14 protein-coding genes are annotated in these 13,948 nt (G+C 63.9%); 11 read left to right on the top strand and 3 right to left on the bottom strand.

From position 1 onward, the window contains the following. Positions 1–16: 16 nt before the first annotated feature. Both pilH and RT551_RS06205 read right to left on the bottom strand, forming a co-directional pair. A complete protein-coding gene (gene pilH / locus RT551_RS06210; protein ID WP_311192229.1) occupies positions 17–400 on the bottom strand; it encodes a twitching motility response regulator PilH in 384 nt (127 codons plus the stop codon). Between the two features lie 89 nt (positions 401–489). Then, positions 490–1,485 carry a YhdH/YhfP family quinone oxidoreductase gene (locus RT551_RS06205; RefSeq protein WP_313456547.1) on the bottom strand — a complete coding sequence of 332 codons (996 nt, stop codon included), beginning with the start codon at positions 1,483–1,485 and terminating at the stop codon, positions 490–492. Positions 1,486–1,704: 219 nt separating this feature from the next. Between RT551_RS06205 and hflK the strand changes: the two genes are divergently transcribed. The 6 genes from hflK to RT551_RS06175 all read left to right on the top strand — a co-directional run bounded on the left by hflK (position 1,705) and on the right by RT551_RS06175 (position 9,296). Continuing rightward, the gene (hflK, locus tag RT551_RS06200; protein ID WP_313456545.1) at positions 1,705–2,838 is read left to right on the top strand and encodes an FtsH protease activity modulator HflK; all 1,134 of its coding nucleotides are present in this window, start codon (positions 1,705–1,707) and stop codon (positions 2,836–2,838) included. Next, a complete protein-coding gene (locus RT551_RS06195) occupies positions 2,835–3,698 on the top strand; it encodes a protease modulator HflC (protein ID WP_313456542.1) in 864 nt (287 codons plus the stop codon). Before hflK ends, RT551_RS06195 begins: the two co-directional genes overlap by 4 nt. Before the next feature lie 216 nt (positions 3,699–3,914). Further along, positions 3,915–5,207, top strand: a complete 1,293-nt coding sequence (locus tag RT551_RS06190) for an adenylosuccinate synthase (RefSeq protein WP_282298342.1) — start codon at positions 3,915–3,917, stop codon at positions 5,205–5,207. 305 nt (positions 5,208–5,512) lie between these two features. Next, positions 5,513–5,773 carry a transcriptional regulator gene (locus RT551_RS06185; RefSeq protein ID WP_313456540.1) on the top strand — a complete coding sequence of 87 codons (261 nt, stop codon included), beginning with the start codon at positions 5,513–5,515 and terminating at the stop codon, positions 5,771–5,773. Then, complete coding sequence (locus RT551_RS06180) at positions 5,770–7,026, top strand: HipA domain-containing protein (protein WP_313456537.1); 1,257 nt, start codon at positions 5,770–5,772, stop codon at positions 7,024–7,026. The genes RT551_RS06185 and RT551_RS06180 overlap by 4 nt, the downstream gene beginning before the upstream one ends. Positions 7,027–7,172: 146 nt before the next feature. Then, positions 7,173–9,296 (top strand): methyl-accepting chemotaxis protein, encoded by a 2,124-nt coding sequence (locus tag RT551_RS06175; RefSeq protein ID WP_313456536.1) that lies wholly within the window; start codon positions 7,173–7,175, stop codon positions 9,294–9,296. A gap of 82 nt (positions 9,297–9,378) precedes the next feature. On the opposite strand, the gene RT551_RS06170 is transcribed toward RT551_RS06175, so the two are convergent. Beyond that, positions 9,379–9,900 (bottom strand): hypothetical protein, encoded by a 522-nt coding sequence (locus tag RT551_RS06170; RefSeq protein ID WP_313456534.1) that lies wholly within the window; start codon positions 9,898–9,900, stop codon positions 9,379–9,381. Positions 9,901–10,046: 146 nt separating this feature from the next. Here RT551_RS06170 and RT551_RS06165 point away from each other — a divergent pair, with 146 nt between their 5' ends. The 5 genes from RT551_RS06165 (at position 10,047) to RT551_RS06145 (ending at position 13,791) form a co-directional block, all read left to right on the top strand. After that, positions 10,047–10,769 carry an alpha/beta hydrolase gene (locus tag RT551_RS06165; protein ID WP_313456532.1) on the top strand — a complete coding sequence of 241 codons (723 nt, stop codon included), beginning with the start codon at positions 10,047–10,049 and terminating at the stop codon, positions 10,767–10,769. Between the two features lie 70 nt (positions 10,770–10,839). Then, positions 10,840–11,361 carry a hypothetical protein gene (locus tag RT551_RS06160; RefSeq protein WP_313456531.1) on the top strand — a complete coding sequence of 174 codons (522 nt, stop codon included), beginning with the start codon at positions 10,840–10,842 and terminating at the stop codon, positions 11,359–11,361. Between the two features lie 33 nt (positions 11,362–11,394). After that, positions 11,395–11,925, top strand: coding sequence for a hypothetical protein (locus RT551_RS06155; protein WP_313456529.1), 531 nt, complete (start codon positions 11,395–11,397; stop codon positions 11,923–11,925). Positions 11,926–11,931: 6 nt separating this feature from the next. Next, positions 11,932–12,552: a hypothetical protein gene (locus RT551_RS06150; RefSeq protein ID WP_313456526.1), complete on the top strand. Its 621-nt coding sequence runs from the start codon at positions 11,932–11,934 to the stop codon at positions 12,550–12,552. A 966-nt stretch (positions 12,553–13,518) separates the two neighbouring features. After that, entirely contained in the window at positions 13,519–13,791 is a 273-nt protein-coding gene (locus RT551_RS06145; RefSeq protein ID WP_313456523.1) for a hypothetical protein, read from the top strand. Positions 13,792–13,948: the final 157 nt, after the last annotated feature.

The raw sequence follows: 13,948 nt of genomic DNA, 5'->3' as shown, positions 1-13,948 counted from the left end.
CGGCGGGATCGCCGGATCAACCCGCCGGCGGTTCCTTGCTGTTGAACACACGCTCCAGCACCTCGGAAAGCTCGCTTTCCGAGAACGGCTTGGTCAGATACGCCTTCGCGCCCTGGCGCATACCCCACATGCGGTCGGTGTCCTGGTCCTTGGTGGTCACCAGAATCACCGGAATGTGCTTGGTGGTCGCCTCGCGTGCCAGCGTACGGGTGGCCTGGAAGCCATTGAGGTTGGGCATCACCACGTCCATCAGCACCAGGTCGGGCAGCTCGGCCTTGGCGACTTCCACGCCCTTGGCACCATCTTCGGCGATCAGGGTTTCGTGCCCCAGCTTCTCGACCATGCGCTGGATTCCTATCTGCTGAACCTGCGAATCGTCGACGATCAGAATGCGTGCCATGTTATTCCCCAGATAATGCCAAGCAGTGTAGGCCCGGCCTGTGTCAGCGTGAAGGACCGGATGCGCCGTCTGTCGCCCAACTGCAACGCTCAGTCGATTCGCACCACGGTGCGGCCCAGTGATTGGCCGGCCAGCATGGTGTCGAACACCTCCGGCAGCCCGTCGAGGGTGACTTCGCGGGTGCAGATCGCGGCCAGATGACGCGGCTTCCACTCGGTGCCGAGACGGTGCCAGACCTGCTCGCGCAGATCACGCGGTGCCGAAGAGGACGACACCCCCAACAGGGAGACGCCGCGGATGATGAAGGGCATCACCGTCATGTCCAGCGCCGGGCTGGCCGCCAGCCCCGCACTGACCACGCTGCCGTAGGGCACGGTCTGCGCCAGCAGGCTGGCCAGCATCGCCCCTCCGGCATTGTCCAGGCCGCCGCCGAAGCGTGCCGACTCCATCGGCCGGGTGGTGGCAAGCACCTCGCGCGGCAGCACTTCAGTCGCACCCAGCCCGCGCAGGAAGTCGGCCTGGTCGGCCTTGCCGCTCACCGCATGCACCTCGAAGCCGGCCTGGCTGAAGATATCCACGGCCAGCGCACCGACCCCGCCGGTCGCCCCGGTCACCGCCAGCGGCCCATGGGCGGGGGTCTGCCGGTTGTCGCACATCCGCAGCAGGGCCAGCGCGGCGGTGAAACCGGCGGTGCCGATGATCATCGCCTCGCGGGCGCTCAGCCCGGCCGGCAGGCCGATCACCGCGCTCGATTCCAACCGCACATACTGGCTGTAGCCGCCGTCACGGGTCTCGCTGAGCCCGCAGCCGGTTGCCAGCACCGCGTCGCCCTCGCGCCAGGCCGGGTCGGTGGAGGCGACCACGGTGCCGGCCACGTCGATCCCGCCGACCAGCGGGAAGCGGCGCAGGATGCGGCCCTTGCCAGTGCCGGCCAGGGCGTCCTTGTAGTTCACCGACGACCACTGCGCGCGGATCACCACCTCGCCCGGATTGAGCTGGTCCAGGCCGATGGCCTCGAGCCCGCTGCGGTGGCCGTTGTCGTCCTGGTGGATGCGGAAGGCGTTGAACGTGGCTGGAAGCGTCATCAAGTGGCCAGATTGGGGGGTAAGGGGCCTTCACCTTACCCCGTCTGGTCCGGCCGGGGCACGACCCCGGTCCCAGTCCGACCGGCCGATGAATCGACCTTTCAGCAAGCGCCCCCCTTCCAATCCTGCCGGTTCGCCCCATCTAGTAGAATCGAGACGAAATGACCGGTTGACGGTGCGGGAGTGGCCCGCAGGCAACCTATTACTGATGGAGCGTGCATGGCCTGGAATACACCCGGCGGCAACAAGGGCGGACAAGGCCCCGACGAGAATCGACGCGGACCGTTCGGCCCGCGCGGCGGCGGTGGCGGTGGTGGCGGGTGGGGCGGTTTTCCCGGTCCGCTCAAGGACCTGTTCGATGGGGGCATCCTGCGTTGGGTGGCCGTGGCCGTGGTGCTGCTGGTGCTGTTCTCCAGCTTCCAACTGATTGGCGAACAGCAGCGCGGCGTCGTACTGCGGTTCGGCCAGTTCTCGCGCATCCTGCAGCCCGGCCCGAACTTCAAGCTGCCGTGGCCGATCGAATCGGTCACCAAGGTCAACGCGACCCAGATCAAGACCTTCAGCAGCGACGTGCCGGTGCTGACCCGCGATGAAAACATCGTGCGGGTGTCGCTGAACGTGCAGTACCGCGTGGACGACCCGCAGCTGTACCTGTTCGGCACCCTTGACGCCGACCAGATGCTGGAGCAGTCCGCGCAGAGCGCCGTGCGTGAACAGGTGGGCCGTGCCGACCTCAACACCGTGCTCAACAATCGCGGCCCGCTGGCCGCAGCGGCAGAAGAGCGCCTGCAGGCCTCGCTGAAGAGCTACCGCACCGGCCTGAGCGTCACCGGCCTCACCCTGCCCGACGCGCGTCCGCCGGAAGAGGTGAAGCCCGCCTTCGACGACGTCAATGCCGCCCAGCAGGTCAAGGAACGTCTGATCAACGAAGCCCAGGCCTACGCCGCCAAGATCGTGCCGGAAGCGCGCGGTCAGGCCTCCCGTGCCCGCACCACCGCCGAGGGCTACAAGCAGGCCGCCGTGGCCAAGGCCACCGGTGACGCCGAGCGCTTCAGCCAGCTGCAGGTCCAGTACAAGGACGCGCCGGAAGTCACCCGCAAGCGTCTGTGGCTGGAAACCGTGCAGCAGGTGCTGTCGGAGAATCGCAAGGTCATCGGCGGCGATGGCCGCCAGCTGATCTACGTGCCGATGCCCGACAACCGCAGCGGTCCCGCACCGGCCAGTCCCACCCTGCCGGGCATCACCTCCGAGGTGATGATGCCGTCGCTGCCGGCCAGCACGCCGGTGGACGGCGTGCGCAACGCCGAACGCCCGACCACGCGACCGGCCGGTCGTGAAGGAGCCAACCGATGAAGAGTCCCCTGTGGATTGGCCTGGCCGTGGCCGCCCTGCTGGCCCTGTTGGGGTCGGTGTACGTGGTCCGTGAGGACCAGACCGCCATGGTCCTGAACCTGGGCAAGGTGGTGCGCGCCGACGTGAAGCCCGGCCTGCACTTCAAGCTGCCGCTGTTTGAAACCGTGCGCGTGTTCGACCGCCGCTTCCAGGTGCTCGACACCGCCCCGGCGCGTTACTTCACCGCCGAGCAGAAGGACGTCAGCGTCGACTTCTTCGCCATCGGTTACATCAAGGACACCCGCGCCTACTACCGTGCCACCGGTGGCGACGCCAAGCTGGCCAACCAGCGTCTGGCTCCGATCATCACCGACTCGCTGCGCAACCAGATCAACTCGCGCACCCTGCAGCAGCTGGTGTCCGGCGACCGCAGCGAGCTGATCGCCAACCAGCTGACCGGCATCAACGAAGCCGTGAAGGGCCTGGGCATGGAGATCGTCGACCTGCGCATCAAGCAGATCGACCTGCCCACTGACAGCCAGGTGATCAGCGACGTGTACGAGCGCATGCGCGCCCAGCGCAAGCAGGAAGCCGCCAAGCTGCGCGCCGAGGGTGAGGAGCAGTCGCTGACCATCCGCGCCCAGGCCGACCGCGAAGCGACCGTGATCGTGGCCGAAGCTGAACGCGATGCCCAGCAGCTGCGTGGTGCCGGCGATGCTGAAGCCGCCCGCATCTACGGCAAGGCCGGCAATGCCGACCCGTCGTTCTACGCCTTCTACCGCAGCCTGGAGGCCTATCGCGGCTCCATGACCGACGGCAATGGCGTGATCGTGCTGGACAAGAACGACCCGTTCCTGCAGTACCTCAAGAGCGACCGCTGACCGGTGGATGAAGCCGCTGCCCTCCGGGGTGGCGGTGGACCCTGGAAACCCGGATAATGCACAAAAGCCGGACGGGCCCTCCCGTTCGGCTTTTTCTGTGTCTGGGCCTTCCATCGCTGGCTGCTCCCCGTTGGAGTCGCCTTCACGCGCTGGCTGGCAGGGTCACGGTCTACTCTCTCGCGGCCCCGATGGCCGCAACAATTCGAGGAGCCCGTCATGGGTCAGTCTGTCGTAGTGTTGGGTGCCCAGTGGGGCGATGAAGGCAAGGGCAAGATCGTCGATCTGCTCACCGAGGAAATCGGTGCAGTAGTGCGTTTCCAGGGCGGCCACAATGCCGGTCACACCCTGGTGATCAATGGCAAGAAGACCGTTCTGCACCTGATTCCGTCGGGCATCCTGCGTGACGACGCGCTGTGCCTGATCGGCAACGGCGTGGTGATTTCCCCGGCGGCCCTGCAGAAGGAAATCGCCGAGCTGGAAGCCTCCGGCGTGGAAGTGCGTTCGCGCCTGAAGATCTCCCCGGCCGCCCCGCTGATCATGCCGTACCACATTGCCCTGGACCAGGCGCGCGAACGCGCTGCCGGCGGCAAGGCGATCGGCACCACCGGCCGTGGCATCGGCCCGGCCTACGAAGACAAGGTCGCCCGTCGCGGCATCCGCATCGCCGACCTGCATTACCCCAAGCAGCTGGAAGAACTGCTGCGCACCGCGCTGGATTACCACAACTTCGTGCTGACCAAGTACCTGGGCACCGAAGCCGTGGATTTCCAGAAGACCTACGACGAAGCGCTGGCCTTCGGCGAATATGTGCAGCCGATGAAGTCCGACGTGGCCGGCATCCTTCACGACCTGCGCAAGCAGGGTAAGCGCGTGCTGTTCGAAGGCGCGCAGGGCGCGCTGCTGGACATCGACCACGGCACCTACCCGTACGTCACCAGCTCCAACACCACCGTCGGCGGCGCACTGGCCGGTACCGGCGTTGGCGCGGATTCCATCGACTACGTGCTGGGTATCGCCAAGGCCTACGCCACCCGCGTCGGCGGCGGTCCGTTCCCGACCGAGCTGGACGATGAAATCGGCCAGGGCATCCGCGACCGCGGTGCCGAGTACGGTGCCTCCACTGGCCGTCCGCGTCGTTGCGGCTGGATGGACATCGTCGCGCTGAAGCGCGCTGTGGCCATCAACGGCATCAGCGGCCTGTGCATCACCAAGCTGGACGTGCTGGACGGCATGGAAAAGCTGAAGGTCTGCATTGCCTATGAGTACAACGGCAAGCGCACCGAATACGCCCCGCTGGACGCACAGGGCTGGGAAGACTGCACCCCGGTGTACCTGGAGTTCCCGGGCTGGAGCGAAAACACCCACGGCATCACCAACTGGGACGAACTGCCGGCCGCCGCCCGCGCCTACCTGCGTTCGCTGGAAGAGCTGGCCGGCTGCCCGATCAGCATCGTCTCCACCGGCCCGGACCGTGACCACACCATGGTCCTGCAGGACCCGTTCGCCTGATCCGGTTTGGGGGCCCGTACACACGGGGCTCCCGAACCGGACCCTCGGGTTCCCGCCCCGGACGTTCGGGTTCCCGCCCCGGACGTTCGGGTTCCCGCCCCGTAGTGCCGGGCTTGCCCGGCAAAGAAGCCCCGCGAAAGCGGGGCTTCTACTTTTGGCGAGCACCCAAATTTCGAAGCTGCGGTTTAGATATTTTCTTTCTGGCAGCTGATTTCGAAAAAATATAAACAACTATTTAGAAAACATTGCATCTCACCCGCCAAGACTTCACTATAGAAACAACTGCTTAGATTCGGTGGCCCACCGTGATCGACATCAAGGTCAAAACCCCGGAAGACATCGGGGAAATCATCCGCAAGGTCCGCAAGAACCAGGGCATCCGCCAGGACGACCTGGCCGGCTACATCGATTCCAGCCACGTCTTCATGCGTGACGCCGAGCGGGGCAAGCCGTCGGTGCAACTGGGCCGGGTAATGCGTGCGCTGGACGAACTGGGCATCAAGGTCACGCTGCAGGTTCCGGATGCTTTCATGCAGCGCAAGCCCAAGCGGACACCCTCAAAATGATCGCTCCAGCAGAAAGGCGTCTCTACGTATGGCTGGATGATGCGCTTGTAGGCCAGTTGTCCGAGCAGGGCAACCTCTGGCGATTTGACTACAGCGCTGCGTGGGAAGGGGCGGATATCTCACCCGCGCTGCCGCGCCAGTTGGGCACGATCGTGGATGGCGCGTCGCTCAGGCCGGTGCAGTGGTTCTTTGACAACCTGCTGCCTGAAGAGGATGCAAGAGCGCTGCTGGCGCGTGATGCGCACATTGAAGTTGCCGATAGCTTCGGGTTGCTCCAGTACTACGGACGGGAATCCGCAGGCGCGCTTACCTTGCTGTCCGAAGGCGAGATCCTGCCACAGCGGGGACTGGTTCCGCTGTCCGATACCGCGCTGTCGGAGCGGATACGCGGGCTGCCGCAGATGCCCATGACACATGGTGCTGCAAAGCGCATGTCTCTGGCCGGGGCGCAGCACAAGCTGGCCATTACCGTGCGGGAAGACGGGTTGTATGAGCCTGTCGGCGCTGAACCATCCACACACATACTCAAGCCCGATCATCCACAGTCAGAGCGTTACTGGCACACCACCATCAACGAATGGTTCGTGATGCGTCTGGCGTCAGCGGTAGGCATGGACGTAGCAGAAGTTTCGATCAGGCGTGTTCCGGAACCTGTCTATCTGGTACGGCGATTCGACCGCACGTTCCGGGTTCCACCCGAGAGGCTGCAGGCGTTGGACGCCTGCCAGATGCTCTCGCTGGATGCGCTGTACAAATACAGTCAAGCCACTTCAGCGTCGTTGAACAGGCTGATTGACCTGTGTGTATCCAAGGCTGAAACGCGCGCGAGGCTTTACCGTTGGTGGTTGTTCAATCTCATCGCCGGCAATTCGGACGCCCACCTGAAGAATCTCAGCTTCCTGGCAAGTCCGGATGGCTGGGTGCTTGCTCCCCACTACGACCTCATCTGCACCAGCATCTACGCTGCGGATAACACGTGGGGCCGGGACGTCCCCGTGACCCCGCCGGGAGGTAAGCCCTACGCCGGGATTGCTCGCGCTGATGTCATCGCACTTGGCGAATCCCTCGGGCTCAGCCCTCGAACCGCCGAGCGTGAGCTGGACCATCTGCAGCAACGCCTGCAAGCGCAAGCGGAGGCGCTCTACGGTGAATATGAGGAAGGGGCGGCTCATGGCGTCGAGCCCGGTGAGGCACGCCTCCTGCGCGGAATCATTCATGGGCCAATCAAGGACATGTTGCTGCAGCTGGCGTAGAGCCACGCCCTGCGTGGCTTCGACCCACTATCCAACACCGCGAACAGCCACGCAGGGCGTGGCTCTACGTCGCCTGAACCGCAATGTAAAGAAATCGTGAAGACCGGCCGATAACCGGTTTCTCCCCCTACATTCGTGGATCACTCATGGATCTGTTACGCAACGTCAGCGTTGTCTGGCGTCTTGGCCTGGGCTTTGGCCTTTTACTCATACTGGTCGTGGCCGTCGTCGCCACCGGCGCAGTAGGTGCCACGGTACAGAAACAAGCCATGCAGACCGTCGTCGACGAAGGCGTGGCCAAGGTCCACCTGCTCTCCGACCTGCTCGACGCCAACAACCAGATGCTGGTGGTCCGCCGCGAAATGCTGATCCGCCAGGGCCAGGAGCGCGAAGCCGACGAAAAGCGCATCGCTGACCTGGTCACCCGCTACGAAGCCAGCTGGGCCGCCTACCAGGCACTGCCGCACAACGCCGAAGGCCAGCAGGTGATCGACAACATCACCGCCAAGCGCGCCATCGCCCGTCCGCTGAACAAGCAGTCCGGGCAGATGATGGCCGACGGCGACTTCGCCGGAGCCGTGGCCTTCACCCTGAGCGAAGTGCAGCAGGCCGCCAACGGCTGGAACAAGGCGCTGGCCGATGGTGTTGCCTATGAAGAGGCCGAAAGCCGCAAGGCCGCCGCCGAAGCCATCCGCGTCGGCGAGCGCACCCAGCTGCAGTTGCTGGTGCTGGGCGGTATCGCACTGCTGGTCGGCATTGCCGCCTCGGTGCTGATCGGCCGCAGCTTCACCGGCCCGCTCGGCCGTGCCGTCACCCCGGCCGATCGCATGGCCAAGGGCGAACTCGACCAGAACTTCAACCTCGGCGGTCGTGACGAACTGACCCGCCTCGGCGAAGCCATGGGCAGCGTGCGCCGCAACGTGCAGGCCGCGATTACCGCGCAGCTGGACATGGCGCGCGAGCACGAGGCCGGTGCGATCAGCTACCGCATGGACGCCGACGCACTGCCGGGCGACTACGGCCGCATGCTGCACGCCACCAATGAACTGGTCGGCTCGCACGTGGCCGTGCAGAACCACATGGTCGACGTCATGCAGGATTACGCCATCGGCGACCTGCGCCGCGACCTGGACAGCTACCCCGGCGAAAAGGCCGTGCTCACCCGCACCATGGCCACGGTCAAGGCCAACCTGACTGCCATCAACCACAGCATCGACACCCTGGCCGCCGCCGCCCGCGCCGGCGATTTCAGCGTGCGTGGTGACGAAGCGGCCTTCCAGTTCCAGTTCCAGGCGATGGTCGCCAACCTCAATGGCATGATGGCCGCGTCGCAGTCCAGCATTGCCGATCTGTCCACCGTGCTGCGCGCCATCTCCACCGGTGACCTCACCGAGCGCATGAGCGGGCAGTACCAGGGCGTGTTCGCGCAGATGCGCGACGACGCCAACGTCACCGCCGCGCAGCTGACCGGCATCGTGCAGCAGATCCAGGGCGCGGCTGGCAGTATCAACAATGCTGCGCAGGAACTGGCGGCGGGGCACAGTGACTTGTCGCGCCGCACCGAACAGCAGGCCGCGAACCTGGAAGAGGCCGCTGCTTCTATGGAAGAGCTGACCTCCACCGTCCGCCAGAACGCCGAGCTGGCGAACCAGGCCGACCAGGAGGCGCATGCCGCCGGTGCGGCCGTGCGAGCCACCGAACAAGCCATCGCGCAGATGGCGGCGGTGATGGGCGAGATCGATCAATCCTCCGCGCGTATTTCCGAGATCTCCTCGGTCATTGACGGCATTGCGTTCCAGACCAACATCCTCGCGCTCAATGCCGCCGTGGAAGCGGCGCGTGCCGGTGAAAACGGTCGTGGTTTCGCCGTGGTGGCCAGCGAAGTACGTACGCTGGCGCAGCGTGCCGGCACCGCTGCCAAGGAGATCAAAGACCTCATCGACGTGGCCAGCGACAAGGTCAAGACCGGCCTCAGCGTCACCGTCGAATCGGAAGCCGCCATCGCCCGCCTGACCCAGGCCAGCTCGCGCACCAACCAGCTGATGAGCGACATCGCCGCCGCCACCAAGGAGCAGGCGGCCGGCATCGAGCAGGTCAATCAGGTGGTCGTGCAGATGGACCAGGTGACCCAGCAGAACGCCGCGCTGGTGGAAGAAGCCACCGCTGCAAGCCGCGCGCTGGAAGAGCAGGCGCATTCGCTGAATGAAGCGGTGGCAGTGTTCAAGCTGGAGCAGCAGGGCACGGTGCGCAGCACGCTGCGTGCTGCCTGAGGTATGCGTGGATCACGACCAACGGTCGTGATCTACCCTTTGTCAAAACACCCGGTAGGTCACGACCGTTGGTCGTGACCGCTCACCGCAATTCGAACGTCGCTTCCAACGGCAACGTCACACCGCGGTTCTTGTCATGCACCGTCATGCCCACGGTCCACGTGCCCTTGGCATCGCCTTCCTCGGCCGTGAACTTCAGCCCCACCGACGACAGGTAAACCCGCTTCGGATCGCTTTCCAGCCGGGTCACGAAGCAGGGCAGGTCATGATCGTTGCTGCTCAGCGTGCCGTCCGGGTGCGCCACTTTCAGGTCGCAGCGCACATTGGCCATACCGGCCTCGTCCAGCTGCGGATTGCTGAGAAAGGCCAGCACATACAGATCGCCGCCCACGGCAACCGAATCCGCCAGCCGGAAGTTCGGCACCTCGCCTTTGGGCGCCTCCCATTCCTGCTGCCAGTTCGGATCGGCGGTAATCAGCAGCGAGGCTGAAAATTCACCCTCTGCCTTCGTCGCTGAACCTTCCGGCATGATTCCACTCTGTGCACCCGCACTCAACGGCAGCAGCAGCGCCAGCGTGGCCAGCGCCCGTACGATCGTTTTCATCTGTCATCCCCTTGTGAAACGCATCCTGCTGTAAAGCGCGAGTATCGCCCACGCCCGGCCACCGCCGTCAAGGCGGGGCAGGGCGTTGAACCCTTCACCGCCCGCATGCCACCATGCCGGTGACCCCCACTATTGTGGCTGCCTGCATGGACGCTCAACCCTCCCTGGTGGTGCTGCCCGGTCTGGACGGCACCGGCCTGCTGACCACCCCGTTGCTGGATGCACTGGCCGCACGTGGCGTGCCCGCGCAGGTGCTGCGCTATCCACAGGATGGCCCGCAGGACTACGCCACGCTGGCCGCGCGTGTACGCCTGCAGCTGCCGGAAACGCCGTTCGTACTGCTCGGTGAATCCTTCGCTGGTCCCTTGGCCGTGTTGCTGGCTGCACAGACCCCGCCCGCGCTGCGCGGCGTGGTGCTGTCCACGACCTTCGCACATCGCCCCGTACCGGTTCCCGCTGCCTTCGCCAATCTGCTCGCACCGGCCTGGCCGCTGCCACCCCTGGCGGTACTGGTGCCGCTGCTGCTGGGCCGCTGGTGCACCGGCGAAACCCGCCACGCACTGGAAAAGGCCTTGAACGAGGTGCCGGCCAACGTGCTGCGCCAGCGTGCCGCCGCAACCTTGCGCGTGGATGCACGCAAGCCGCTACGCAGCCTGCAGGTGCCGCTGCTCGGCTTGCTGGCACGCCACGATCGCCTGCTGTGGCCGATCAGCGTGCAGGCACTGCAGCGGCTGGCACCGCAGGCACGCTGGGTCACGCTGGATGGACCGCATCTGCTGCTGCAAGCCCGCGCCGATGCCGCCGCAGGCGTCATTGCAGATTGGCTGCGCGGCCATGTCACCCACAAAGCCATCGCACAGCACCCGTAGAGCCACGCCCTGCGTGGCTGCTGTAGGTGGGTCTACCGGAAACATCGGAGCCTGAATTGCAGGAGGGAGAATGGTGAAGGCACTGCCGACAAGCGAGGAAGACCTCAGCAAGATCCTGAAAAGGATCGAAGCGCTGCTAGCGACTTCCGACGGTCCAGCCGCCCTGACGCTATGCCAAGCGCTGATCGATCAGGAGCTGACCCGAAGGGCAGGACTCCGTGCCCGTGCAGATGTCTACGCATCCCTCCGGCAGAGAGACCTCCAGATAGTCGATCTGGAGCACCTCGTCGCGCTGGGCGACTGGGAGCCAGCCGACAGATTCCACCTGGGCATTGCGCAGTGGCGGGATGGCCGCATCGAGGATGCGGCGCTGTCGTTCTCGCGAGCGGTGGAGATTGGCGAGGCAGCAGGGTTTGGGTACTACACCGACGCATCTCGGATGCATCTGGCTGGGGTGTTGATCCAGCTCGGGAAGAAGGACGAGGCCCTGGCGCATTGCCGAGTGGTCGCAGAGGGGTACGAATGCTATCTGCCAGGTGGAGTTCGCACCAAGGAGCAACTCATGGTTGAGATCGTTGGACGGACGGCGTAGTGGTATGACTTCGCTGCCACATGCCTGGAGGGCATGACGATGCGCGACCGTTGGATATCCTGGCCTTCGGGGTCTGCGAAAAGACGTTCTGCAGTAATCGTCTCCTGCCTGCTGCTCTGCTCATGCGCAGAGCTTCCCGGCGAGTCACAGACCCGCCATTACCCAACCCGCGCCGACGCCGAGCGCGATGGTTCCTTCGACCGTGGTTGGTTGCCCGCAGATCTCCCCGCAGACGCCACCGACATCGTGGAATCACACAACCTCGACTCCAATCAGATGTGGGTCCGGTTCAATCTGAGTGCAACGATACCGGAAAGGCTGCTTCAGCGCTGTGTGGTCGACCCGGAGGTCCCGCTGCCGCCCGCGCGTCAGACACGGCGTACCGCCAGGTGGTGGCCGGAGGCGCTCACCGCAGGCGAGGGGGCGGTGCCGCTGGCATCCGGCAAGGCCTATCGTTGTGGCGACCTCGACAATGAGCCTTCAGTTCGCCAGTTTGGGTTGCTTGTACACGAGAGGCACCAGCAGGTCTGGTACTGGTCCATTCCGGTCGGATCAAGGGAGTGAAGAGCGTTGCAATCTGATTCGATGGTCTATAAGCGGTCTCTAACGGTGGCAGTGCTCTGTGCATTGTTCGTGCCTTCAACAGCCGTGGCGGCCGGGAAGACATCGATCTATGTCGCCGATGCGGTAGCAATATTGCCGCAGTGCCTTGAGGTCACCACGCGAGAGCTTCAGTTCGCTTGCCACCGCATTGCCCCGGGTGAAGGAGTGGTAGTGGCTGAGCACCACTACCATCGGTCGTGGAACGTCGATAGCGCTACCTATCGAAAGCTGACCATCCGGCTTCCGCCGACCGTCGTTGCTGGCGACGTTTTCCAGATTAGAGAGGGACAGGCGAGCGTCTTCTTCAGCGAGGGAAGTGCGGCCTTCGCGGGAAAGCGTGGCTGCTATGGCCGCGCGGAATACGGTTCAGTGAAGATCGTGTCCCTGAGTGAGGGCAGGATATCCGTGGAAGTGAACGCCAGCGTGCCGCAGAAATCGCCATTGGACTGGCAGGGTGATTGCAGCCAGCCGGCCGTCATTTCGCAGACCATCAAGGCGAAACACCGGTTGATTGGTGAGCTCAGTGCCTGGGAGGGACGCCCATCCGCTGTAGATTCCCCGTTCAGCGAGGCAAACCGCGAACACTGATGGGTGAGCGCCAAAATTCTGGCCGTTAATGCCGGAAAGTGTCGTTTACGTGCAAAATTTTGTTCGTCTCCGGCGGCTTGGCTAAGGTGCGCCCCAAAGGAGGCACCAGTGGATTTCAGTCTAGGTACGCCAAAGGAGATCGGTGCCGAGTTCGCCATGCGAGTTCGGCTGGCGCGTCTCAGTAAAAACTTGACGCAGGCAGAGCTGGCTGGACGTGTCGGCGTTTCGGTTGGCACCATCCGCAACCTGGAGCGATCAGGCGACTGCGCATTCAGTACAGTCATCCTTGTCGCGTTAGCGCTGAAGGTCGAACGGAGCTTGGATGGGCTCTTCAAGGTTGGATTCCACTCGATTGATGAAATGATCGCTGTGGACCGTGCAAAGACCCAGATGCTTCGGCGAAGATGCAGAGCGAGGTCCGGATGAAGTTGTTCAATGTTGGTGATCGTAAGAGCGCAATCTGTCACAGGGACGGTCGCGTTACGGTCACTTTTGCGGATCGCGATCTACCGTTCCGGGATGGTGCTGTCGTTGTCAGCAATGTTCTTGTGGGCGTTTGTGAGAAATGTGGCGATGCCATTCTAATTCCGGCTCAATCGACTGCCGTTGTGGCGGACGCGCGTCGGCGATGCGAGCAGCCTGAAGAAGGAAGATGAGAATTCGCCCATGCAGTGCATGTGCGTCGAGTTGACGTGGGTCGCGTCAAACGCCGAAGAGTAGCCGTGGGCAACCCGTATTCTTGCAACAATTTGTAGATCATTCGGCATGCGCCATCGCGCATGGTGTGCATCGGAGACTGAAATCTCCTAACAGACCTAAATGAAGATGGACGTCCTGTATCGGGAGGGTGGCGCAATACAACACCCCCGGGGAAAGCGTCACTCCGTGTTTGGTCTGTTTACGGATTTCAGCCTCCCGATTTCCCCGCCATTCCGGCGGGGAACATGCAAACCATGAGGACGTTCGATGAAAGACGATTCTGGTTCAGATGGGCGCGGCGACAGCAAGAGCCGTCCGAAGGTGCTGCATTGGCATGTGCCCAAGCGGCTCAAGGTGCAGGCGGTCAATTACCCCGGATCGAAGGACCGCTATGGGGAAGAGCAGGTGCCGTGCATCAAGCTGCGGGGGATGTGGTTGACCCGGCTGCGCATTGATGTGGGCACCGAGTTGAGGTTGATCCCGGTTGAGGACGGTTTGAGGTTGGTGGTGGATAAGGCCACCAAGCTCAAGGAATGTTAGCCGGTTACCCACGGGGTGCCGGGATTGTCGGCACCCTGTGGTCTGGTTTCGTTTTTTTGGCCATGCGTTAATGAGCGTTGCGATGTTATCGGCGGTCGTCTTTCGACCGACCCTTATCTCTTCGGAATCTGGCACCGTGGGTGTCGAGAGCCGGCGT

This window comes from Stenotrophomonas sp., from assembly GCF_032103445.1.
GTDB lineage: Bacteria > Pseudomonadota > Gammaproteobacteria > Xanthomonadales > Xanthomonadaceae > Stenotrophomonas.
This window is presented reverse-complemented; position numbering and strand designations above follow the sequence as displayed.